Origin of the sequence: Comamonas suwonensis, assembly GCF_012844455.2 — a bacterium.
Classification (GTDB): domain Bacteria; phylum Pseudomonadota; class Gammaproteobacteria; order Burkholderiales; family Burkholderiaceae_C; genus Comamonas; species Comamonas suwonensis.
In genome coordinates this window covers 99,439-121,941 of record NZ_JABBCQ020000016.1, presented here as the reverse complement: position 1 = coordinate 121,941, position 22,503 = coordinate 99,439, and the positions used below count along the sequence as shown (strand labels likewise).

Below are 22,503 nucleotides of genomic sequence, written 5' to 3'. Positions count from 1 at the left end.
ATGAATTCAGCAGCATTCGCCGCCAATGCTGGTACTACCGCTGCCGCCAAAGCACGGCGCGGGACAGCGGTTTTCCGCCAAAGTTGATGGGGCCCAACTGGGATGCGCCCGGGGCTGCCGGGGCATTGGTTCCGGGCAGGCCGATGATGCCGTTTTTGGAGCCGTGCAAGCTCGGCGTCAGCGGCGAGCCTGCACCCAGGGAAATCAGGCCATTGCTGACGATGAGTCCCTTATAGGTCACGGGGATCTTGGGATCCGAGCCAGAAGCCAGGTCAAAGAGTTGGTAGTAGCCAGTTCCCACACCGCAGGTATTAGCCGGCGGCGGCACGAAGACCGGCACGACCAGCACTCCATTGGCGAGTACCGGCGCTGCCGATACCAGGCCATTGAGTTGCAACGGCCTGACCACGGTGCTGGCAACGGCGCTGCCGTTGCGATAGCCCTGGGGAGAGGCGCCGCCTTTGCTTGCCCAGGCGGCAGAACTGGTGCCGCCCGTCTGCGCGAACATGGTGATCTTGTCGCTCGTGGCCGCCCAGATGTAGGGCAGGCCGCCCGATTCGCCGTAACCGACGTAATTCACGGGCTGGGCCGGGCTGGTGGTGCCAAGTTTCAGGGCAGTGGCAGTATCCAGCGTCGGCATGCCGCTGATGTTGAGCGACCAGACGCCACCGGCAGCGTCGCCCAGCCATAGCGTGCCGGTCATGGCGTCGAAGCTCATGGCGCTGTTGGCGACGAAGGGCAGCGAAGCCGACAGCGTGGCCGAAGGCATGGGCTTGCCCGTGGCCACGTTGACCTCGTACAGCGAGCTGGTAGTGGTGGTGCCGGACGTCGTATTGACCACGAACAGCGCGTACTGCTGCGTGCCGATGTTGACCACCAGCGGCTCTTGCATCTGCGGTGAGGAGCCGCCGGGGATGCTGATGCCCCAGGCTTGCTCCGCCGGGCGCGGCGGCGTGGTGGCAGAGCCGCTGGCATTGCTGCTGAGCTTGAGCGCATAGTGGTACGCGCCGCCCTGGGCCGTGCCCACCACGTAGCTGGCCCAATTGCTGGCCGTGGCCGTGGCCAGCGGCGTGTCCACGGCATCGACCACGCGGAATCCGCCATCAAACAATTGCTTGGAGATGAGCGTTGTGTATTGGCTCAACTGCGAGACGAACGGGCGCGGCATCCAGCCCCAGTCCATGTCGCCCGTGCTGGCGTCGAGGCCGTAGAGAATGCCGTCGTTGCTGGTGGCCAGCACCACGCCGGCGCGCCCCTTGTTGTTGGCCGCGAAGGCGGTATAGCCGGGCAGGCTCAGCAGCGAGGCGCTGCCGGGCGCGCCCAGATAGTGGACATCGTTATTGGGACTCATGGAACCCATCATCCAGTTCGGCTCACGCCCCGCCAGATAGGAGCAGCCGCCAATGGCGGTGGGAAAGCTCATGCCGCCACTGCCCGTGTCCCCCAGGGTGCCATAGGTGGGGTTGAAGGTGTAGGCCAGCAGATGCCGGAGAGTTGGCACACAGGTACTGGCGGTCCAGGCGAAGGCTGCTGCGTCATAGTCGGCGCTGGTGGCCGTACCCATGTCGGCCAGCTTGGCCAGCGCTCCGGAGCCGGCGGGGGCACTGGCCGGCGTGGATTGGGTTGACCAGAGATTGTCCCTGCGCACGGCAGCACTCATCAGGGAGGGGCTGCCTGCGTCCCACAGCGAGGAGCCGGTGGCCTGGCCCGAGGCATCGCTCGTGTAGGCGTCGATGTGGCCGCCGATGCCTCCCGACTGGTTCTTGCTGGTGGCGATGTAGACCTTGCTGCCCGAACTCACCGAGCCGGGAGCGACTGGCGCGGATACCTGAACGCTGGTGTAGATCTGCTGGGCAATGGCGGCCAGCGCGGCCTGGAATGAAGGAATGTCGCTGGCCGGATATTGCTGGGCGGTGCCGCCGGCAATGGCCATGGCGTTGAGCGTTGCGTTGGCTGCCGGATTCTGGGTCGCGTCCACGCCAGCGCCGAGGCCGACCACATAGGTCTTGATGCCCCTGGTGTGGAGGTCGGTGATTTTGGCGATGGTGTCGATCAGCGCCTGATTGTTGCTGCCGCCCGGCACAAAGCTGCCGGCAGGCAATGTCGAGCTGGAGCCGTCCCGCAGGCCGTAGCTGGCGTTGGCAGGCATGCCCGCGAAGGTGGCGTAGACGCCATAGCCGGAGCCCGACTCGCTGCCCAGCGGCGGCCAGGCTTTGCTGTCCAGGCTCATGGTGGGCAGGCCGTCGGTCAGCAAAATGACGTACTGCCCGGCACAGGTTGCCGGCAGGCCCGCCAGGGCATTGCCCGCCCCCACCATCAGGCCCGCCGTGGCCGCCTGGCCGGCAATGGCCTTGATTTCACCAGTGGCCAGGACATTGGTCTCAGGCTCCAGCAAGGGCTTGAATTGGTTGTAGGCCGTAGTGATTTGCGCCGTCGTCGGGTTGGCGCTCAGGCCGGTCATGGCCACGGCTGTCGTGCCTGTCGTGGCCGACTGGCTGCCGCCATAGCCAAAACCGCGCTGCACATACATCACCTGCGACGAAAAGGGCACGTAGCCCGCGTTCGTGGGGCTGGTGCCGCCGATGCCACTGGGCAACGAGTTGCTGTAGCTCACGAGCACACCCCCGTTGTTGTAGTTGCCCAGGCCATAGGCCGTGTAGGGCGTATTGGTGTTGGGCGGAGTGACGGTGATGCCGTTTCCGGTTTTCACGGTGCCATAGCTCACCCACAGGGCACTGAGGTTGCTGGCATACAGCACGTCATTGACGCTGGCATCGTCGGCGCTGGAGGAAACTTGAATGTACCTGTTGGCATAGATTCCACCGGGCGCTGCCGCCGCGTTGTACAGACTCGCGAAGGCAGTGCAATTGCTGGCCACGGTGGCGGACAGCCCCGCCGACGTAGAAGTGCCGGTGTAGCACGGATTGGCGACGTAGCGCAGGGGCGGCACCTGGGTGTTGGTGAACTTGAAGCCGCCCACAGGCGACATGTGGTAAGCCCAGGTGGTGTACAGGCTGCTCCCGCTGGTCTGATAGGTGACCAGTGAAAAATCCATGGTGGGCAGGTATTTGTTCAGCGTGTCAGCAATCCCCGCCTTGGCGACGTTCAGACGGCTGGCACCGTTGTCATACCACGTGCCGCCGACCTTGACCGTATAAGGCGCCTGGCCCGCAACGGCAGCTTGCTTTGGCGGCACGAAGCCGGCCGGCACGGCATAGTTGACCGGCGAGGAGGAGGCGGACAGGGACTTGAGGCTGGTATCGCTGTCGAGCATGCCCGAGCCCGTCATGATGGCGCCGGAAAGCGTACCGTCCAAGGACTCCGAATTGCCCAGGGCGAAGACGATCTGCGGCCTGGCCGAAACGGCGGCGGCATCCGCGACGGGTACATGCAACACCATCGTGGCAAGAAACAGGGCGGATGCGCAGGCGCTGGCCGTTGTGCGCGGCTTGTGCGGGGATGGATTCATGGCGAAGACCTTTTGAAAGTACATGGCATGCTTCAAAAATCACGGACACATTGCTTGAATACGTCTTCGACATTGGCCGAGGTGACGCCATTGGCCTCGCGCACATTCACGAAGACGTTGTAGTAGATGGCGACGTAGCCGGTGGTACCGCAAGCCTGGGAGTCGGTGGGCAGATTGGTGGGCACGACTACCATCCGCGCGGTATAGCCGGCGGGCAGTGCGGACATGCTGGGCAGCGTCGAAATATCGGGACACGGCACGGCAGCGCTTGCTGCAGCGCACTGCGCCCAGAAGCCAAGATTGCCCCCGGTGCCCGGCGCCTCCCAAGCCGCCGTGCCGGACGGGATGTACAACCAGCTTGCGCCATGGGCCGCGATCTGCAGGGCGACGCTGCCATCGGTGCCGTCCAGCGTGTCGGTAATGACCTTCATGGCCTGGGCCAGCGCGGCGTCCCCCATTTGCACGTTCTTCTGCCGCTGGGCTGCGTTGCCGGCGATCACCGTATCCCCGATCAGGCCGCGCATGGTGTAAAGCCCTGCCAGCAAAAGCACGAGCACGCTGAACAGCACGAACAGCAGCACATCGCCCCGCTGACGCCCGTGCCCTGGGCGCTGCGCCAGGCACTGGCGTGTACCCGATCTTCCGTGTGTCATCAATTCCCCCAGATTTGATTGCGCAGCGCGACTTCGGCGACGTGAACCGTGTAGCGGTCGCGTTGCTCGTCCGTGGTTCGCGGATAGAACGGCGTGAATGTCGGGTCTCCCGTGCCGAGATTCGGGCTGGGTATGGGCACGGCGTTCACCACGGGGTTGCGAGCATCGGTCTGCAAGGTACGGGTGACAACCGCATAGAGCACGGAGCGCACTCGCCCCGCGATCTGGGCGCTCACCACCTGGCTCCAGGTGCGGTAGTTAGTGATGCCGCCGGTGGCCGCAGTGGCGTTGCTGACGCCGTCCACGCCGAACAGCGCCTGTAGCCCGACGACGCCGACGGCAACCGGCGCGGGCTGCGCGTCCAACGTACCGTCTGCGTTGATGACGGCCCTGGCCAGCACCGGTACCGTGCCCGAAGCGCCGTTGGAGATGGTGGCTACGTAATAGGTGATGAGCTGTGCAGCAGCGCCCGCGGCGGGCGGGCCTTCGTTCTTGAGCTTGGCGGCGACCAATTGGCTGTCGGTCAGCACCTGCGTGCTGCCAAGCAGGCCGGCATCGCGCAGCGGCTGGGTAAAGTCGCCGAACTTGCCCGGCGACGGCATCGTGATGTAGGCGGGAAAGGTGGGCGAGACGGCGGTCGGGCTGGCCGCCGAAAAGCGCAGGCAGGCCAGGCCGCTCAAAGGGCCGCCGGACATGGGCACCATCAGCGTGACGGCATCGCCCGCGGCCATGCCGTCGATGTTGCTCAACGGCAACACGCCATTGGCCACGGCCTGCTGACCGCCGGGAGCCGTCTGCACCCGGTTGTGCACGACCTTGTAGGGTGCGCTCTGCACACCAGCTGCCGGCGGCGCCCGCAGCGCGGTCGGCACCATGTTGATGGTGAGCATGTGGCTGACGTTGGCGCTGCTCAAGGAGGCCGTCACATAGGCGTCGGGCTTCATCAGCGCATCTACCACGGTTGTGCTCGAAGGCAGGGCACGGGGTTGCGGCAAAGCCTCCACGGCGCTGACGGAAATGACCGGCGTGCCGGTCGAGCCTGTGTACTGGACGGTAGCGGCGCACAGTGGCGACGTGCCGTTGACCATGTACAGCGCGTTGCTCAAGTCTCGCTGGAGCGTGTCGATGGCCGACCGCGCCTGATCGTTGCGTTGGCCGGCATCGGACAGTTGCATGTTGGTGCGCGTCAACTGCCCCTGGATGACCATCACGGCCAGCGTCAGCAGCAGACCGATCAGGACTGCAACGAACAACTCGACGAGGGTGAAGCCGGCTTGGCGGCGGTACAGCGGCGGCATCTCAAAACCCCCCGACCTGGAATGCAAACACCTGACGACGGGCAGGGCCACCGCCAGGCGCGGTCCAAGTCAGGCTCAGCGTCACCCCACAAATCGTGGTGCTGGGCGTGGCCGTATTGCAGGCAGTGCCCAGAGCATCATTGCCCGTGGCGATAGTGACACTGGCACCGGGCAGGTTCACGTATTGGCTGCTGAAAACATCGCGCAACAAGGGCTGCAGCACGGCGGGCGCGCTGGTGACATTGGCCGACGTATAGGTCGCGCTCGAGCCTATGGCTCCCAGCATCGCGGGCTGGGCCTGCAGCAGCGCCCAGAAGCGGTTGCCGATGGTCTGTGTGCTGGTTGTCAACTCATTGCCGAGTTGGGCCGAAACCAGCCGGGTATACAAACCCGCCAGCGCCAGCAGGCTGAAGGCGAAAATTAGCAGGGCAACCAGCACGCTGATGAGCGTCATTCCGCCCTCATGGCGAGCGCCGGGCGCTGTTTGCGCGGGGATGTGCGAATTCATCATGAGCTTGTCTTGGCGTTGAGCAGCACGAAACCCGACAGCAGCACCTGCATGACCCAGGTTTGCCCGTTGGCGCTGGTAATGGTGACCTGGGGCGCCGTGCCATTGGAAATCTGGCCTCGGCTGTCGAAGTCAATGGTTTGCGATGAAGCCCCGCTGAGCGCGCAGCTTGCGCCGGGATAGGCGCTGGCGGCCTCTGTCGTCGTGATGGAGCGGGCCTGGGTTTGCGCATTCGTCGTCCACGAAGGTGTGGCGCCCGACAGATCGGCAAGCTCAATCTTCCATTGGCAGCCACTTCCAAGCGTGATGCGATACAGCGCCGGCGTGGTGGCCGATTGATTACGCGCCCAGGCCACGTCCTGCGGCAGGCGATGCACGAGCGTCGATGTACGCGCGTTCTGGATCGCACGCAGCACCGCAGGCACGGCGATCATCAGCAGCATCACCAAAATCGTGAGCGTGACCATCAGCTCCACCAGCGTGAAGCCGCGCTGCATCGCAACCTGGCCAGGGCGCGCGGCGTTCATGAGCAGCTCCCGCCCTGCTCACGCACCCAGCAGGCGCCGCTGTTCGCTGTCCATCCGCTGGGTACGCTCGTGGTGGCGCGAACGCCGTTCTGGTTCAGCGTGAAGGTGATGGTGCTCAGGTCCGCCGAGATGCCGGAGGCCTGCATCGTGATGGTGGTGGCCGTGACGTTCGTGCAGGAAAAATTGAAATTCTTGCTGGAGCCGTTAGCCAGGCCCACGCCCGGCGGGCAGCCCCCGATGCCGCCAGCGCCCACATAGCTGCGGTTGTCCTGAAAGTACTGCTGCGCGGAAAGCCCCATTCCAGAGAGCAGCGAAAACGCCTCCGGCAGCTTGGCGCGTGTCACGTAGCGGCTGTAGGACGGCAGGGCCACAGCGGCCAGAATGCCGATGATGGCCACCACGATCATGAGCTCGATCAGCGTGAAACCGCCCGCCAGCGCTGAGCGGGAGGTTCCGGGAGCGTAACGCCCCCAAAGGCAGGTTCTAGACCTTGGGTTCTTTATGCTGTGCGCTGTGCGCTGTGCGCTGTGCGCTGTGCGCTGTGCGCTGTGCGCTGTCAATTCCCCGGGTGTTGTGCGTCTCATATTGTTTTGAGCATTCAAATTCAGCCCAGTGAATCTAAATGCAACAGCTTCGATCACCACCACGACAAATGTTAAAGAATGTCGAGGACGAAATTTCAATTTCCCATTGTATGAGCTTCCACCAGAAAGCTAACAAAAAGAAGCAAACGGATAGGCGTTTTAACCACATGAGGCCAAGTATCGCACCGCGGAAGCGCCATCAAGCCGGCTGAGACACTCGATTTTCCCGCCCAGGTGTCAGGTTCACCACCAGGGTTTGGCGTTCAGGAGAGTGATTTGCGGCGCTCGGCGTGTACCGGGCGCAGAGCCAGTTCGCGGCAAGTCAAAATCGCCGCTTTGTTCATTCACCAACTGATGCGCTGATCGACCTCAAAGTCCGGTGCCGGTTGCGCCGCCAGGTCCCAGTCTGCTGGCTCGGTTTGCGCCCCGTCATCCATCTGCGCATCACTACAGTCATCCCACAGCGGTGGCCCGCGTGCCGGGGAGATGCGGGGTGGCTCTGAATCTGCCCCGATGTGGTCCAGGATGTGCCGGATGTCAGCGCTGTGCGTAATGAACGCGATGATGCGCATATGCCCGCCACACAGCGGACACAAGAGGGGGAACACCTCGTAGATGCGGGCGATCAGCACCGCCCACAGGTAGTGCGCTGCACGCTTGGGCAGCACCGGCTCGCTCTGGGATGGCAGCGCGCTGCTCATCGGTACCACACCAGGCGCGCACTCCCCCGTGCTGATCGACGCGCCCAGCACGGGAGCGGCTTGCGCCGGTGTCGCCAGCGCCGTCACCGCAGCCCTGAGCGGCGAGTTGGGTGCCAACACGCCAAAATAGCGGTGCCGGTGGGTGCGTGGCGGGGGAACCAGCGCGGCAATGCGGTCGATCAGCTCCAGCGGTGTGAGGTGCAGCTCATCAACCTTGGCACCGCGCTTGTCGCTGGTGGGTTCGCTGCGCTGCTTGCCGCAGCGGTACACCAGTTTGCTTCCCTCTTTGCGCAGCCTGTCCATCGCAAAGGGTGGGCGGGCGCAATAGCGCAAGAGCCGCTCAAGGCCTGGACGGTCGTGGGATTCAATGCACACCCCGGCATCCACCGAGAAACCGCTGTGTTTGTACCCCAGCATCTCTTTTGCCTCGAAGTTCTCCAGCAGCCCACGGCCCACAAAGGCGCGCAGGATACGTTTTTGCAGTGTGGTCTGCACTGGGGCCACGGTAGCCGCATCGATGCCGGTGGCCGCGTGAAAGATGACACCCGGCGATGAGATTCGAGGGGTCGCATCAGCATCGCCCTCGCCCTCCACTTCCTCAAACACCCCGTCCACCACACAAACGTGGAAGTGGACGTGTTCATTGAGGCTGGAGCCGAATCGGTGAATGAAGGCGATGGCACCGATGTGCAGGCCTGCCTTGTCCATATGGGCCGCACCGGGGCTGTGGGTCTGCAGAGTTTGTGCGATCACCCGCAGAAAGATGCGCAGCACCATGCTCAGCACCGCTCCGTCGCGTTGCATGAAGTACCGCAACCTCTTGGGCACGGAGAGCACCCACTGGCGCACCGGCAGGCGGGGGAATACGTGATCGTTCAGGTGCGCTGCTGTCTCCACCATGCGCCGGGTGGTGCACGAGGGGCAGACTCCCCGGCCTTTGCAGGAGAAGGCTACAAAGTAGTCGTGCCCACAGTCGCCGCAGCGAGCGCGGGCAAAGCCATGGGCAAAGATGCCGCACTCAAGATACTTGGCAAACGCTTTGCGCACGAAGGGCTTGGGGGTGTGGTGGTCGCCCTGGCCGTCGAACTGACCCGCGCTGACCAACTCTAGCAGGCCGTTGAAAAAATCCCCCGTCGACGCTGGCCTCGGCCAGTATGATCTGAAACGATCGGCGAACGACGCGGACGAGGACGATGAGAGGCAACCAAGACTTCCAGGGGGCGATGTTGGGGACGTCTAAGAAAACGGAAAATAAAGTACGTTAAGCCATTGGCATGGCCACCGCTCTCGCAAACGATCATTTTCAAGAAGCCACCGTGAGAATGCGGGCCGCGCCAGTGCTGGCCTTGTCCGTCCCGTTCTCGAAAACCGCTCTCGAATCGAGCCGCCGAGACTGCCGAGTTTCGAGAACAGCCGAAACGCCGCTTCCAGCGGCAGACGCCACACGCAAAGCCGCGCCGTTGCTGGATCGAGCATTCCTTAGCGTGCTTTAAATTCCGTTTTCTGAATCGACCCCAAACTGGGCCGAAAAAGGCCTGGCAAAAGTGTCAGTTCCGCCACCAGCCGGAAACGGCACGATCAGGTTCACCGGTCTGGCGGGCCAGTCAGCGGCGTAAGCAAGACTTACCCAGCCCGCCGCACTGGCTGCAGCCAGCGCCCCTGCCGATTGAAGCAGCGTGCGGCGCTGCAAACCCAAGCTCTTTGTCGAAAAGTCCTGCATGCTCTGTCTCCTTGGCGTGCCCGGTCGGCAGCAAAGCGGCAGCCGGGCTTGTGGTTAGGCGACGCAGGACGGCAAAGGCAGGCACAACAAACGCTATGCGCTCATCCCTTGCACAGCGATTCAATCTCCGAGGAAACGGGAATCTTGCCCTGCGCCAGCAGGCTACGGTGCTTGTCCAGGCGCTTGAGGTCATAGAGGTAGTTGACCATCAGCCCCATGGATTGCTTGAGGCCTTTGGTCGACAGATCTGCCGCCCAGTTCAGACGCTCCACTCGTGCACCGTTGCCCAGGTGAAAGCGTGCCACGGCATCGAGCGGGCGACCCTTGGCAGTTTCCCGCCCCAGATAGCGGGCTGCGCAAAACATGGCGGCCCCACGCACCACCGACTTTTCAGGCAGCGATCCCGGATCATCCAGCGCGCTCAGCAATTGCGCAGCACTCACTCCGCCGGCGACCTTTTCCAGCGCTGCCTTTTGCTTGTCGTCCAGCCCAGCCAGCACAGCATCGCCATTCTTGACCAGCCAGCTGCGCAGACCCGGAATGGGCGACAGCGTGGCGAATTGCTTGAGCTTTGGGAATTCCTGCGTCAGTGTCTCCACCACATGCTTGATAAGCGAGTCGCCAAAACTCACGCCCTTCAGACCGGTCTGCGTGTTGCTAATGGAATAAAAAATAGCGGTGTTCGCTTTGGAGAGGTCGGCGGCAGCCGCCGACTCATCCAGCAGCGGCGCCATGCTGCCCGCCATCTTGTCCAGCAGCGCCACCTCCACAAAGATCAGCGGCACATTGGGCATGCGCGGGTGGAAAAAGCCGTAGCAGCGACGGTCGCTGTCCAGACGGTTCTTCAGATCGGCCCAGCTGCGAATATCGTGCACCGCCTCGTACTGAATCAGCTTTTCCAGCAGCGATGCGGGCGAGTCCCAGTTAATGCTTTTGAGCTCCAGCAGCGCCACATCGAACCAGCTGGAGAACAGATGCTCCAGCTCCGCATCCAGCGCCACATAACGCTGTTCGGCTTTGGGCAAGGCCAGCAGATCGGCACGCATATTGACGAGAAAACGCATTCCCCCTTGCGGCTGAGCAAAGCGCTGCAGCAGCCGCGTGCGCGATGAGATCAGCGCACGGCGCAGAGCCATTTCGGCTTCGCTGCGCTCGACATCGCTGGTGGCCTTGTCATAACGATCACGCGCGGCCTGCAAGGCCTTGGCATCGGGGCCGAATTTTTCAATGGCCAGCAGCCAGAAGTCCTTGCGCGCTGGCAGCTCGGCTTTGGCGTACCAGTCCATCAGCACCTGAGCGTAACGACCGCCCTCCACATCGCTGAGCGAGGCATCGGCCACCTGCTGCATGTCTTGCAGCAAGCGGCGCAGCTCACGCGGCGACAGCGATTCCTGCCCGCGCCGCAAGGTGGCTTCCAGCCGCTGCGCCAGCGGGCGGTGCAGGGCATCACCCTTCTCGCCTTCAGCACCGCGCACCCATAGTTTGGTTTGCTCAATCCAGTCTGCTGCCCAACCCATATGGCTCTCCTTGTTCTTGCACCTTGCCGCTCTCATTCACGAAGCAAGTACCGCTGACGCAGTAACGCTTTCCAGCATTATGAGCAAAGTTTTATGCGAATCAGTGCCTGAATAAAAAACGCAGACCGAAGTCTGCGTTGGGTGAGAAATGCTCAGAAGCGTGTTCAGGCAGCGGTGCGCTGCACATCGTATGCAGGGCGCTTACCGCACACGGCCCACATGAAAATACCGGCCGCAATCATGGGGATGCACAGCCACTGGCCCATGCTCATGCCCAGCGACAGAATGCCCAGAAAATCATCGGGCTGGCGGAAGTACTCGGCAATAAAGCGGAAGGCGCCATAGCCCACGAGGAAGACGGCCGCCACCTGACCGGGCTTGTGCTCCTTGCGGGCATACAGCCAGAGGATGATGAACAGCAGCAGGCCTTCCATCAGGAACTGATAAATCTGCGACGGGTGACGCGGCAGGGTGGAACCGCTTTGCGGAAACACCATGGCCCAGGGCAAGTCTGCGCTGGCAAAACGGCCCCAGAGTTCGCCGTTGATAAAGTTGCCAATTCGGCCTGCAGCCAGCCCGGTGGGTACGCAGGGTGCGACAAAATCTGCCACTTCCAACCAGTTGCGCTTGCGCGAGCGGGCAAACCAGATCATGGCGACGATCACACCCAGAAGCCCGCCGTGAAAGGCCATGCCGCCTTGCCAGACCGCAAAAATCTCCAGGGGGTGCGAGAGGTAGTAGCCGGGCTTGTAGAACAGGCAGTAGCCAATACGCCCACCAACCACCACGCCCACCACGCCAAGGAAGAGGATGTCTTCCACATCTCTGCGCGACCAGGCTCTATCACCAGTCATGTATTTGAACGGCGGATGGAGCAAGCGTCTTGTTCCGAGAAACAGGAACAGGCCAAACGCCATCAGATAAGTCAGGCCATACCAGTGCACGGCCAGTGGACCAACTTGCAAGGCAACGGGATCGATTTGCGGATACATCAGCATGACAGGCATTGTGCCGCAGGCTGGTGACTTTTCGGCGAAACCGCTCAGGCGGATAGCCCCGCAGAAGCAGTTTGAAGCAATATCAGCCTTTAGCCCTTGTTAAATAAGCGCAAGCAGCTATGTTTTTTACAAATCAAGCCCTCTCAAGGGCTGATCATTCAGCGCACCGCTGCCGGTTGCAAGCCGAACCGTCTGACGCACGGTAAGACTGGTCTCGTCGATCAGGCTACTGAGCCGCTGCGGTGCCCCACCCAAGGCCTGCACACCCATGGTTTGCAGCCGCTCCTGCACCGCCGCATCTTGCAAAGCAGCGTTGGCGGCGCTGTTGAGCTTGTGCACCACGGCCGGCGGTGTGCCCACGGGCGCGACAATGCCGAACCAGGTGATCGCCAGATCATTGAGCGCGGGATAGCCCAGTTCCTTGAAAGTCGGCACCTGCGGCAAGGCCGGCAAGCGCTCTTGGGCGGCCACCGCAAATGGAGTCAGTCGACCCGCAGCCACATGCGGGGCTGATGAGGGGTATTGATCGCTGAGCACATGGGTCTCGCCCGAGAGCGCACTACTGACCACCGGGCCTTGGCCCTTGTAAGGGATGTGGTGCAGCTTGATCTTGAGGTCGGCATTGATGCGCTCAGCGATCAGATGGCCTATGGAGCCCACACCCGCAGAGCCAATATTGAGCTGCCCCGGCTTGCTGCGTGCCAGCGCGATGATCTGCCCATAGTGGTGCACACCCAGATTGGGGTGCACCGAAAACACCGAGGGGATAGACGCCAGCGCCACCACGGGCACAAAGGCTTTGGCCTGGTCAAGCCTTGCAGGCTGCGGCAGCATGACCGGGTTCACAACCAATGTGCTGATGGTGCCCAGGCCAATGGTGTAGCCATCCGGCGCGGCATTGGCCACGGCTTCTGCTCCGATCAGGCCACTGGCACCCGAGCGGTTGTCAACCACCACGGGCTGACCGAGACTGGCGTGCATGGCATCTGCAATGACACGCGCCACGAGATCGGTGGAGCCTCCAGCTGTGAAAGGCACCACCAGCCTGACGGGCCGCTGAGGATAGCGGGCATCAGCGGCATGCACCGCGCCCGCACTCATCAGCGCCAGCAAGCCCCCACCGCAGACTTTGCACCCCAGACCAGCGGTCTTCACGATGAAGGAACGACGGGATGGAGCAGGCATGGAGATCACTTTCTGGCGAGACAATAAAAACAGCCGCGCGATTTGCATCGAGCGGCTCCGTGATTGTCCGTCAGCACGGATGCCCGTACTGCGGTCGATGACGAAACACTCGTAACCGAGCGTCGATTTGATTTAGTCGAGCAACGTCAGGTCACGCACGGCGCCGGTGTCGGCGCTGGTCACCAGCATGGCATAGGCCTTGAGCGCAGCGGAGATCTTGCGAGGACGGGCCTCCACAGGCTTCCAGCCCTTGGCGTTCTGCGCTTCGCGGCGCTTCGCCAGCTCTTCGTCGCTGACCAACATGTTGATGGTGCGATTGGGAATGTCGATACGGATGATGTCGCCGTTTTGCACCAGCCCAATCGCGCCGCCAGCGGCCGCTTCGGGCGAGCAGTGGCCAATCGACAGACCCGAGGTGCCGCCCGAGAAGCGACCATCCGTCAACAACGCGCAGGCCTTGCCCAGACCCTTGGATTTGATGTAGCTGGTGGGGTAGAGCATTTCCTGCATGCCGGGACCGCCCTTGGGGCCTTCATAGCGCACGATGACCACGTCGCCGGCCTTGACCTTGTCGGCCAGGATATTGGCCACGGCTTCGTCCTGCGACTCAACCACATGGGCCGGACCTTCGAACACCAGAATGGATTCATCCACACCGGCGGACTTCACCACGCAACCGTCCAAGGCGATATTGCCGCGCAGCACGGCCAGGCCGCCTTCTTTGCTGAAGGCGTGCTCATAGCTGCGGATGCAGCCTTCGGCACGGTCCAGGTCCAGGCTGGGCCAGCGGGTGTTCTGGCTGAAGGCCACCTGCGTGGGAATGCCTGCGGGGCCGGCCCTGTAGAAGTGGCGCACGGCTTCATCTTGCGTGACGGTGATGTCCCACTGGGCCAGTGCGTCAGCCATGGTTTTGGCGTGTACGGTGGGGACGTCGGTGTGCAGCTTGCCAGCGCGGGCCAGCTCGCCCAGGATCGCCATGATGCCGCCTGCGCGGTGCACGTCTTCGATGTGGTACTTGGGCGTATTGGGCGCGACCTTGCACAGCTGTGGCACGACCCGCGAGAGGCGGTCGATATCGGCCATGGTGAAGTCGATTTCGGCTTCCTTGGCAATGGCCAGCAGGTGCAGGATGGTGTTGGTGGAGCCGCCCATGGCGATGTCCAGCGTGATGCAGTTCTCAAACGCTTTGAAACCCACAGAGCGTGGCAGCACGCTGTAGTCGTCCTGTTCATAGTGCTGGCGAGCCAATTCCACAATGCGACGGCCGGCGCGCAGGAACAGCTCTTCGCGGTCAGCGTGTGTGGCCACCACGGTGCCATTGCCCGGCAAGGACAGACCCAGCGCCTCGGTCAAGCAGTTCATGGAGTTGGCCGTGAACATGCCCGAGCAGGAACCGCAGGTGGGGCAGGCAGAACGCTCTACCTGCGCGACCTCTTCATCCGAATAGCGGTCATCGGCCGCAATCACCATGGCATCGACCAAATCGAGCTTCTTGAACTCGATGACCTTGGTATCGGGGTTGGCCAGCTTGGTCTTGCCCGCCTCCATGGGGCCGCCGGAGACAAAGATCACCGGAATGTTCAGGCGCATGGCGGCCATCAGCATGCCGGGAGTGATCTTGTCGCAGTTCGAGATGCACACCAGCGCATCAGCGCAGTGAGCATTGACCATGTACTCCACCGAGTCAGCGATCAGATCGCGGCTGGGCAACGAATACAGCATGCCGTCGTGCCCCATGGCGATGCCATCGTCCACGGCGATGGTATTGAATTCCTTGGCCACGCCGCCGGCCTTTTCAATCTCGCGGGCAACCAACTGACCCAGGTCCTTCAGGTGTACGTGGCCGGGTACGAACTGGGTGAAGGAGTTAGCAATGGCGATGATGGGCTTTTCAAAGTCGCCATCTTTCATACCGGTGGCACGCCACAGGGCGCGCGCACCGGCCATGTTGCGGCCGCCAGTGGAGGTTTTGGAACGGTATGCGGGCATGGGGATTCGCTATAAGACGTTATCGAGGAATGAGCCTCCGATTATGGCCCAGCACCGCTGCAAGACCTAAGGCTGTCCATGACGGGCTATTGGGCAAAACACCCGCAAGACATCGTCAATCACGATACCTACTCATTCACTCAGCGACGGCGCTGACCAGGTGTCATCGCCTGCTTCTGGCGCTCAAGACGATCTTTCTTGCGCTGATCCATTTTCTCCATGGCTTTGCGCTTGGTGTAGCCAGAGGCATCTGCCCACGCCCACCAGGCAACGGCAGCTCCGTAAACGCTCAAGATGATCCACCAGCTCCAGCCCGCCACAGGGCCAATTTCAGCCACTTTCAGCAACGTCAAAACAATTGCCAAGCCTAACAAATACATACGTCCGCCCTCTCTCAAATTGTCAAAATAGCGTGCATACCAAAGAGTACACAATGCACGCTCTACAATGCGCTAAAACTTGAACTTTAAATCCCTCCCCGGAAACTCATGATGAAGCAAACACTGATCGCTATCGCTCTGTCAACTGCGGCTATCGCCCCTGCAATGGCAGACCAGGCTTTGGCCCAGTCCAAGAACTGCATGGCCTGCCACGCAGTCGACAAGAAGCTGGTGGGTCCCGCATTCAAGGATGTTGCAGCCAAGTATGCAGGTCAAAAGGATGCCACTGACAAGCTGGCTGCCAAGATCATCAAGGGTGGCTCCGGCGTGTGGGGTCCTATCCCCATGCCTGCCAACGCTCAGGTCAACGATGCCGAAGCCAAGAAGCTGGCCGCATGGGTGCTGGCACAGAAGTAATCTGCTGCCGCTCAAGGGGGTGAAAGCGCCCACATCAAAAAAACCGCATCGGCTTGCCATGCGGTTTTTTGTATTACCAAGCAGGAAATTGAATTCTGCCTGAGCGTGCCTTACTTCAGGCTGCCAGACAGGAACTTGGCTAACCGCTCACTTTGCGGATTGCGCAACACTTCACGCGGATCGCCCTGTTCCTCCACCAGTCCTTGGTGCAAAAAGATCACGTGATTGGAAACTTCGCGGGCAAAGGCAATTTCATGGGTCACGACCACCATGGTTCGCCCCTCCTCCGCCAGCAGTCGCATGACGCGAAGTACTTCACCGACCAGTTCCGGGTCCAGCGCGCTGGTGGGCTCATCAAACAGCATCACTTCAGGTTCTACCGCCAGCGCTCGCGCAATAGCAACGCGCTGCTGCTGACCACCGCTCATATGGTTGGGCCAGGTATCTTCGCGGCCCTCCAGCCCCACCAGTTTAAGATATTTGCGCGCCCGCTGGACAGCCTCGTCCTTGCCAAGGCCTAGAACATGCACGGGGGCCTCAATAACGTTCTGCAGCACCGTCTTATGTGCCCACAGATTGAAATGCTGAAATACCATGGCCAGCTTGGTGCGCAATTGTTGCAGCTGTCTCGGATCGACCGGCTCCAGTTCTCCATTGCGTCCCGCCTTGAGCTTCAGCTCTTCGCCCGCCACAAGAATTCGCCCTTGCTGGGGCTTTTCCAGCAAGTTGATACATCGCAGCAATGTGGACTTACCAGACCCTGAGCTACCGATCAGGCTGATCACATCACCAGCTTTGGCGGTCAGCGTAACGCCTCTGAGCACATGGTTGCTACCATAGCTCTTGTGAATGCCTTCTGCTTGCAGTTTGTATGCGGTGGGTGTCATGGATTCGAACAGGTACTCAGTTATTGCGTACGAGGTGCCAGATAGGCCAGAAAGCGCTTTTCCAGCAGGCGAAAAGTACCAATCAGAGCAAACGTCACACAGAGATAAATCACTGCAGCGGCAAGATAGGCTTCAAACGGCAGGTAAAAATCGGAGTAGATACGACTGGCCACGGCCGTCACATCGGTGAGGGTTGGTACCACACTGGCGAGACTCGTGGAGTGAAGCATCTGCACCACCTCGTTGCTATAGGGGGGCAGCGTGCGCCGCATGGCACTGGGCAACACGATGCGGCGCATGATCTGAAAGCGGCTCATGCCCATGGCCCGCGCCGCCTCTACTTCGCCAGGAGATGTCTCACGAATAGCGCCAGCCAGCATTTCGGCGGTATAGCCTGCATTGTTGAGTGAAAACGCCAGCAAGGCGCAAAAGAACGGTTGCTTGAAATAGGTCCAGGGCCAGACCTCATCCCAGCGCGCCTGAATCCACTCCAGCTGCCCCAGCCCGTAATAAATCAGATAGACCTGAATGAGCAGCGGCGTGCCGCGCACAAAATAGGTAAAGGAGCCTGCCAACTTGGTCAGCAGCCAGCTGCGACTGGTCAGCGCAAGAGCCGTGATCATGGCCAGCACAAAACCAATCAAGAGACAGGACAGCAGCAGCCACAGCGTAGTGATCAGCCCCTGCCCGTACATGGCCAGATGCTCGGGCTGAAAGATAATCTCCCAGCTCATAACTGCACCTTTTCAGTGCCCAGGCTGTAGCGTGCATTCAGACGCTTGAGCACCCATAAGGACATGCTGGTGAACACCAGATACAAGGCAGCTGCAAACAGCAAAAAAGCAAAGGGTTGACGCGTCGCTGCACTGGCCTGCTTGGCGAGATAGGTCATATCGTGCAAGCCAATCAGACTGACCAAAGCCGTCGCCTTGATGAGCACCAGCCAGTTGTTGGTATAGCCCGGCAAGGCATAACGCACCATCTGCGGTAGCGTAATGCGCAGAAATGTCTGCAGCGGGCTCATGCCAAACGCCCATGCCGCTTCCATCTGCCCACGCGGAATGGCAAGAATCGCGGCGCGAAATGTCTCGGTCATATACGCGCCATAAATAAAGCCCAGTGTGGCAACGCCCGCGACAAAGGGGTTCAGATCCAGCACAAAGTCGGAGCCCATGGCCTCGAACAGGCTGTTGAGCCCAATCGCAGCCCCATAAAAAACCAGCAGCATAAGCACCAGCTCAGGAATGCCGCGAATCACCGTCGTATAAAGCGTCGCCACCCAGACCAGAGGTCGCTTACTCGAGAGCTTGGCTGTCGCTCCCAGCAAACCCAGCACCGTAGAGACGCACAAGGAGGCGATAGATGCCGCCACAGTCAGCAAGGCTCCGTGCAAGATAGATAAGTAGTATTCACTCATGCGCGAAAAAGCTTGATGAAACAGAGCCCGCAGCTGTTAAAGCCGCACTGCGGGCAGCCAGGCTTCAGGGCTCAGTTCCCGTACGGGTCGAAGTCAAAGTACTTCTTGGCAATCTGGTTGTAAGTACCGTTGCTGCGAATCGTCTTGATGGCCTTGTTAATCTGATCTTTCAGGTCTTTTTGCCCCTTGCGCATGCCAATGCCAATGCCATCGCCGTAATACTTGGTCTCATACTGATCGGGACCCACATAGGCGTAGTCTTTGCCTTCAGGCTTACGCAGGAAGCCACCATGTACTTCAACCTTGTCGGCCACCGTGCCATCCAGACGGCCCGCCTTGATATCCAGATAGACCTGATCTTGTGCTTCATACGGCACGACCGTCACGCCTGCAGGTTTGAGCTCTCCCATGGCCCATTTCTCTTGCGTGCTGCCCTTCAGCACGCCAATACGCTTGCCTTTGAGAGAGGCTGGATTGGCATATACCGTACCCTTTTTCACGACAATCGCGCTCGGGGTCTTGTAATAGCGATCCGAGAAGTCAATCACGCGCTTGCGCTCTTCCGTGATCGACAAGGAACTGACGACCACATCGTATTTGCGTGCCTGTAGGCCCGGAATCATGCTGTCCCAGACCTGCTCCACAAACACGCAATTGCGCTTCATTTCTGCGCAAATGGCATTGGCAATGTCTACATCAAACCCCGTGGGCTTACCGTCGGCCGTCTTATACGTAAAGGGTTCGTAGGTGGGGTCAATGGCCACCTTCAAATCCGCGGCTTGGACCGTCAACGCCAGTGTGCTGCCAACAGCAATCAAGGCCATGTTCAACATTCTTAGTGTCATACCGTTCCTAGAGTTAATGCAAACCTGCTGAAACGCAGGATGCGTGCCACTTTGTGACGATGATTCTAGAAACCAACTCCCGCAGAACAAGGCCGATTACCCTTGGTCTGCCAGTCATGCGACACACCAGACACACTGCCCCACCGTTGCAACAGGCAATAAAAAAGGCCCCGAAGGGCCTTTTTTATTGCACAAAGCAAATCAATCGCGCGAAGCACGCTTGCGGTCATGTTCCTTCAGGTGACGCTTGCGCACGCGCAGGCTCACAGGAGTGATTTCCAGCAGTTCGTCGTCTTCGATGAATTCCACACCGTATTCCAGCGACAGCTCGATAGGAGGCGTGATCTTGATCGCGTCTTCCTTACCGCTCACGCGGAAGTTGGTCAGCTGCTTGGTACGCGTAGCATTCACCACCAGGTCGTTGTCACGGCTGTGGATACCCACAATCATGCCTTCGTACACGGGATCGTTAGGCTTCACGAACATACGACCACGATCATCCAGCTTGCCCAGGGCATAGGTGAAAATTTCACCATCATCCATGGAGATCAGCACGCCGTTCTTGCGGCCACCGATGTCGCCCTTATGGGGTTCGTAGCTGTCAAAGATGTTGGCGATCAGACCGGAACCACGTGTCAAGTTCAGGAATTCGTTGGTGAAACCGATCAGGCCACGGGCAGGAATACGGTATTCCAGACGGACGCGACCGCGGCCATCGGGTTCCATGTTGACCAGCTCGCCCTTGCGCTCGCCCAGGGCTTGCATCACGCCGCCTTGGTGGGCTTCTTCGATGTCGGCAGTCACCAGTTCGATAGGCTCGTGCTTCACGCCGTCGATCATCTGCATCACCACGCGAGGCTTGGACACAGCCAGCTCGTAACCTTCGCGGCGCATTTCTTCCAGCAGAATCGTCAGGTGCAGTTCACCACGGCCGGCCACTTCAAAGATACCGTCTTCGTCGGTTTCCTTGACGCGCAGAGCCACGTTGGAGCGCAGTTCCTTTTGCAGGCGGTCCCAGATTTGACGGCTGGTCACAAACTTGCCTTCACGACCTGCCAAAGGCGAGGTGTTCACGCAGAAGTTCATGGTCAGTGTAGGCTCGTCAATCTTCAGCATCGGCAGAGGCTGGGGATTGGCCACGTCGGTGATGGTTTCACCGATACCGATGTTTTCGATACCGCTGACCAGCACGATTTCCGAAGGACCGGCTTCGGTGGCTTGCACGCGATCGATACCCTGGAAAGTGTGAACCTGGTTGATCTTGCCGGTGTAAGGCTTGCCATCAGGGCCAGCCATCACAGCGACTTGCTGACCGGGCTTCAACGTACCTTGCGTGATACGGCCCACGGCGATACGACCCACGAACGTGGAGTAGTCCAGTGCGGAGACTTGCATCTGCAAAGGTGCAGTCGCATCGCCTTCCACGGCAGGCACGTGTTCCAGAATGGTATTGAACAGGGCCGACATGTCGGGACCCCATTGCGCACCAGCTTCGCCTTCTTCCTTGGAAGACCAGCCGTTGATGCCCGAGGCATACACCACGGGGAAGTCCAGCTGCTCATCAGTAGCGCCCAGCTTGTCGAACAGATCGAAAGCAGCGTTGATGACCTTGTCGGGGTTGGCACCAGGCTTGTCCACCTTGTTCACAACCACGATAGGACGCAGGCCCAGAGCCAGTGCCTTCTTGGTCACGAAACGCGTTTGAGGCATGGGGCCTTCTTGCGCATCGATCAGCAACACCACGCCGTCAACCATGGACAGGGCACGTTCGACTTCACCACCGAAGTCCGCATGACCGGGTGTGTCGAGAATGTTGATGTGGGTGTCATTCCAAGACACAGCACAGTTCTTGGCCAGAATGGTAATGCCACGTTCACGTTCGATGGCATGGTTGTCCATCACTGTGTCCACGACTTTTTCGTGTTCTGCGAAAGTACCCGACTGGCGCAGCAGCTGGTCAACCATGGTGGTCTTGCCATGGTCAACGTGCGCGATGATCGCAATGTTGCGGATTTGTTTGCTCATAAAGTTTCCAAACTGCCGCTTACTTGTGGACGCGGCTTTCCTTCCAAAATTTGTTGAATTTCTAGCGGACTGAGCAGACGCTCGGGAATCAACTCCCCGCTCATCACACGGCCAACCCCCAAAAGGGCATGCGGGCGCTCACCATACACCGCGACAGCCGGGGCATCATCCCATGACCCTCGACGGCGCAAGCCTGATAAATAGCGTCCTGCATCCTCTTCACCCAAGGTGATGACGGCATGACGATGCAGCAAGGCATCCACAGGCTCAACCTGCGCAACGCGCTCTTCATCATTCATGGCCTCAAGCGCCTCCAGTGTCACGCAGCGCGAAACATCAAGCCCCCCCGTTTCCACCCGGCGCAGAAAACGCAAATGGGCGCCACAGCCAAAGGCCTCGCCCACGTCTTCACCCAAGGTACGGATATAAGTGCCTTTGCTGCAGGTCACTCTCATCTTGATAGCTGGATACCCTTGCTCGTCCTGCGTTAGAGACAAATTCAATGCATGAATTGTGACATCGCGCGCTGGACGCTCCACTTCAATGCCCGCGCGGGCATATTCATAGAGAGCCTTACCGTCTTTTTTCAAAGCACTGTGCATGGGTGGCACTTGCTTGATCTCGCCTGTGAATTGAGCCTGCACCTCGGCCAGTCTCTCTGGCGTGATAGAGGCCAGATCCACCGCACGCTCCAGCACCACATCCCCTTCGGCGTCCGCCGTGGTGGTGGTCTGCCCCAGACGGGCGATGGCTTCATAGGTCTTTTCAGCTTCCAGTTGAAGCTGACTGAATTTGGTTGCAGCGCCAAAGCACAATGGCAAGACGCCACTGGCCAGCGGATCGAGCGTGCCTGTATGCCCGGCCTTTTCGGCGCGCAGCAGCCACTTGACCTTCTGCAAGATATCGTTGCTGGACCATCCCAGCGGTTTGTCGAGCAGCAACACCCCATGCACGGGGCGCCGCTGCACCCGTGTGCGAGGGGCGTTCATTGCTTACTCTTCTTCAGGACCGCGCGATGCAACCGCCTTGGCGATCAAGGCGTTCATATCGGATGCGCGCTCGGTTGTGCGGTCATAGACGAAATGCAGCGTAGGCACGGTATGAATGTGCAGACGCTTAAACAGGCCGTTGCGCAGAAAGCCTGCGGCCTGATTGAGTGCAGTCAGCGTCACTTCCGGATCGCCTACCAGCACGCTGAAGAACACCTTCGCATGGGCATAGTCTGGAGTCACCTCCACGCCTTGCAGCGTGACCATACCGATGCGCGGATCCTTCAACTCGCGGGCGATCAGCTCCGACAGATCACGCTGGATCTGGTCGGAGACTTTGAAGCTGCGGTTTGGCGCAGCAGTTTTCTTACGAGTTGCCATTAGAAATTACAGC

19 protein-coding genes and 2 pseudogenes are annotated in these 22,503 nt (G+C 60.5%); 1 reads left to right on the top strand and 20 read right to left on the bottom strand.

The genetic code is table 11. From position 1 onward, the window contains the following. Nucleotides 1-34: 34 nt before the first annotated feature. The 13 genes and pseudogenes from HF327_RS17235 to HF327_RS17175 all read right to left on the bottom strand — a co-directional run bounded on the left by HF327_RS17235 (nt 35) and on the right by HF327_RS17175 (nt 15,529). Entirely contained in the window at nt 35-3,493 is a 3,459-nt protein-coding gene (locus HF327_RS17235) for a pilus assembly protein (RefSeq protein WP_198461566.1), read from the bottom strand. An 8-nt stretch (nt 3,494-3,501) separates the two neighbouring features. Then, nucleotides 3,502-4,050 carry a hypothetical protein gene (locus HF327_RS17230; RefSeq protein WP_198461565.1) on the bottom strand — a complete coding sequence of 183 codons (549 nt, stop codon included), beginning with the start codon at nt 4,048-4,050 and terminating at the stop codon, nt 3,502-3,504. A 71-nt stretch (nt 4,051-4,121) separates the two neighbouring features. Next, nucleotides 4,122-5,420, bottom strand: a complete 1,299-nt coding sequence (locus tag HF327_RS17225) for a PilW family protein (protein ID WP_198461564.1) — start codon at nt 5,418-5,420, stop codon at nt 4,122-4,124. 1 nt (nt 5,421) lies between these two features. Then, nucleotides 5,422-5,931: a type IV pilus modification PilV family protein gene (locus tag HF327_RS17220; protein ID WP_198461563.1), complete on the bottom strand. Its 510-nt coding sequence runs from the start codon at nt 5,929-5,931 to the stop codon at nt 5,422-5,424. Then, a complete protein-coding gene (locus HF327_RS17215; protein ID WP_198461562.1) occupies nt 5,928-6,455 on the bottom strand; it encodes a pilus assembly FimT family protein in 528 nt (175 codons plus the stop codon). The genes HF327_RS17220 and HF327_RS17215 overlap by 4 nt, the downstream gene beginning before the upstream one ends. Next, on the bottom strand, nt 6,452-6,892 hold the full coding sequence (locus tag HF327_RS22160; RefSeq protein ID WP_281421567.1) for a type IV pilin protein: 441 nt from the start codon (nt 6,890-6,892) through the stop codon (nt 6,452-6,454). Before HF327_RS22160 ends, HF327_RS17215 begins: the two co-directional genes overlap by 4 nt. 491 nt (nt 6,893-7,383) lie before the next feature. Further along, nucleotides 7,384-8,853 (bottom strand): annotated as a pseudogene (locus tag HF327_RS17205) (transposase); the annotation flags it as partial. Nucleotides 8,854-9,256: 403 nt separating this feature from the next. Then, nucleotides 9,257-9,460: pseudogene (locus tag HF327_RS17200) on the bottom strand (tripartite tricarboxylate transporter substrate binding protein); the annotation flags it as partial. A gap of 101 nt (nt 9,461-9,561) precedes the next feature. Further along, complete coding sequence (locus HF327_RS17195) at nt 9,562-10,977, bottom strand: malonyl-CoA decarboxylase (RefSeq protein ID WP_198461560.1); 1,416 nt, start codon at nt 10,975-10,977, stop codon at nt 9,562-9,564. A 164-nt stretch (nt 10,978-11,141) separates the two neighbouring features. Next, nucleotides 11,142-11,975, bottom strand: coding sequence for a prolipoprotein diacylglyceryl transferase (gene lgt, locus HF327_RS17190; RefSeq protein ID WP_198461575.1), 834 nt, complete (start codon nt 11,973-11,975; stop codon nt 11,142-11,144). Nucleotides 11,976-12,101: 126 nt separating this feature from the next. Beyond that, nucleotides 12,102-13,160: a Bug family tripartite tricarboxylate transporter substrate binding protein gene (locus HF327_RS17185; protein WP_236024248.1), complete on the bottom strand. Its 1,059-nt coding sequence runs from the start codon at nt 13,158-13,160 to the stop codon at nt 12,102-12,104. Between the two features lie 132 nt (nt 13,161-13,292). Continuing rightward, complete coding sequence (ilvD, locus tag HF327_RS17180; protein ID WP_198461558.1) at nt 13,293-15,149, bottom strand: dihydroxy-acid dehydratase; 1,857 nt, start codon at nt 15,147-15,149, stop codon at nt 13,293-13,295. A gap of 140 nt (nt 15,150-15,289) precedes the next feature. After that, a complete protein-coding gene (locus tag HF327_RS17175) occupies nt 15,290-15,529 on the bottom strand; it encodes a TIGR04438 family Trp-rich protein (RefSeq protein WP_198461557.1) in 240 nt (79 codons plus the stop codon). Between the two features lie 111 nt (nt 15,530-15,640). Between HF327_RS17175 and HF327_RS17170 the strand changes: the two genes are divergently transcribed. Then, nucleotides 15,641-15,946 (top strand): c-type cytochrome, encoded by a 306-nt coding sequence (locus HF327_RS17170; RefSeq protein WP_198461574.1) that lies wholly within the window; start codon nt 15,641-15,643, stop codon nt 15,944-15,946. Between the two features lie 110 nt (nt 15,947-16,056). Here the strand turns inward: HF327_RS17170 and HF327_RS17165 are convergent, their stop codons facing one another. The 7 genes from HF327_RS17165 to rbfA form a co-directional block, all read right to left on the bottom strand. Continuing rightward, nucleotides 16,057-16,833 (bottom strand): ABC transporter ATP-binding protein, encoded by a 777-nt coding sequence (locus tag HF327_RS17165; RefSeq protein ID WP_198461556.1) that lies wholly within the window; start codon nt 16,831-16,833, stop codon nt 16,057-16,059. Between the two features lie 20 nt (nt 16,834-16,853). Then, entirely contained in the window at nt 16,854-17,567 is a 714-nt protein-coding gene (locus HF327_RS17160; protein WP_198461555.1) for an ABC transporter permease, read from the bottom strand. Then, on the bottom strand, nt 17,564-18,250 hold the full coding sequence (locus tag HF327_RS17155) for an ABC transporter permease (protein WP_198461554.1): 687 nt from the start codon (nt 18,248-18,250) through the stop codon (nt 17,564-17,566). The genes HF327_RS17160 and HF327_RS17155 overlap by 4 nt, the downstream gene beginning before the upstream one ends. Nucleotides 18,251-18,321: 71 nt before the next feature. Next, nucleotides 18,322-19,074: an ABC transporter substrate-binding protein gene (locus HF327_RS17150; RefSeq protein WP_236024247.1), complete on the bottom strand. Its 753-nt coding sequence runs from the start codon at nt 19,072-19,074 to the stop codon at nt 18,322-18,324. Nucleotides 19,075-19,296: 222 nt separating this feature from the next. Continuing rightward, a complete protein-coding gene (typA, locus tag HF327_RS17145; protein WP_198461552.1) occupies nt 19,297-21,120 on the bottom strand; it encodes a translational GTPase TypA in 1,824 nt (607 codons plus the stop codon). Next, on the bottom strand, nt 21,117-22,109 hold the full coding sequence (truB, locus tag HF327_RS17140) for a tRNA pseudouridine(55) synthase TruB (protein WP_198461551.1): 993 nt from the start codon (nt 22,107-22,109) through the stop codon (nt 21,117-21,119). The genes typA and truB overlap by 4 nt, the downstream gene beginning before the upstream one ends. 3 nt (nt 22,110-22,112) lie before the next feature. Then, nucleotides 22,113-22,490, bottom strand: a complete 378-nt coding sequence (gene rbfA, locus HF327_RS17135) for a 30S ribosome-binding factor RbfA (protein WP_099736565.1) — start codon at nt 22,488-22,490, stop codon at nt 22,113-22,115. Nucleotides 22,491-22,503: the final 13 nt, after the last annotated feature.

Excerpts from the sequence above, each read along its gene's own strand:
- rbfA (WP_099736565.1), bottom strand. The coding sequence starts at position 22,490 with ATGGCAACTCGTAAGAAAACTGCTGCGCCAAACCGCAGCTTCAAAGTC.
- HF327_RS17185 (WP_236024248.1), bottom strand. The coding sequence starts at position 13,160 with ATGCCTGCTCCATCCCGTCGTTCCTTCATCGTGAAGACCGCTGGTCTG.
- HF327_RS17170 (WP_198461574.1), top strand. The coding sequence starts at position 15,641 with ATGAAGCAAACACTGATCGCTATCGCTCTGTCAACTGCGGCTATCGCC.
- HF327_RS17215 (WP_198461562.1), bottom strand. The coding sequence starts at position 6,455 with ATGAACGCCGCGCGCCCTGGCCAGGTTGCGATGCAGCGCGGCTTCACG.
- HF327_RS17225 (WP_198461564.1), bottom strand. The coding sequence starts at position 5,420 with ATGCCGCCGCTGTACCGCCGCCAAGCCGGCTTCACCCTCGTCGAGTTG.
- typA (WP_198461552.1), bottom strand. The coding sequence starts at position 21,120 with ATGAGCAAACAAATCCGCAACATTGCGATCATCGCGCACGTTGACCAT.
- HF327_RS17195 (WP_198461560.1), bottom strand. The coding sequence starts at position 10,977 with ATGGGTTGGGCAGCAGACTGGATTGAGCAAACCAAACTATGGGTGCGC.
- HF327_RS17160 (WP_198461555.1), bottom strand. The coding sequence starts at position 17,567 with ATGAGCTGGGAGATTATCTTTCAGCCCGAGCATCTGGCCATGTACGGG.
- lgt (WP_198461575.1), bottom strand. The coding sequence starts at position 11,975 with ATGCTGATGTATCCGCAAATCGATCCCGTTGCCTTGCAAGTTGGTCCA.
- HF327_RS17220 (WP_198461563.1), bottom strand. The coding sequence starts at position 5,931 with ATGATGAATTCGCACATCCCCGCGCAAACAGCGCCCGGCGCTCGCCAT.
- HF327_RS17165 (WP_198461556.1), bottom strand. The coding sequence starts at position 16,833 with ATGACACCCACCGCATACAAACTGCAAGCAGAAGGCATTCACAAGAGC.
- HF327_RS17175 (WP_198461557.1), bottom strand. The coding sequence starts at position 15,529 with ATGTATTTGTTAGGCTTGGCAATTGTTTTGACGTTGCTGAAAGTGGCT.
- HF327_RS17150 (WP_236024247.1), bottom strand. The coding sequence starts at position 19,074 with ATGGCCTTGATTGCTGTTGGCAGCACACTGGCGTTGACGGTCCAAGCC.
- HF327_RS17155 (WP_198461554.1), bottom strand. The coding sequence starts at position 18,250 with ATGAGTGAATACTACTTATCTATCTTGCACGGAGCCTTGCTGACTGTG.
- HF327_RS17235 (WP_198461566.1), bottom strand. The coding sequence starts at position 3,493 with ATGTACTTTCAAAAGGTCTTCGCCATGAATCCATCCCCGCACAAGCCG.
- ilvD (WP_198461558.1), bottom strand. The coding sequence starts at position 15,149 with ATGCCCGCATACCGTTCCAAAACCTCCACTGGCGGCCGCAACATGGCC.
- truB (WP_198461551.1), bottom strand. The coding sequence starts at position 22,109 with ATGAACGCCCCTCGCACACGGGTGCAGCGGCGCCCCGTGCATGGGGTG.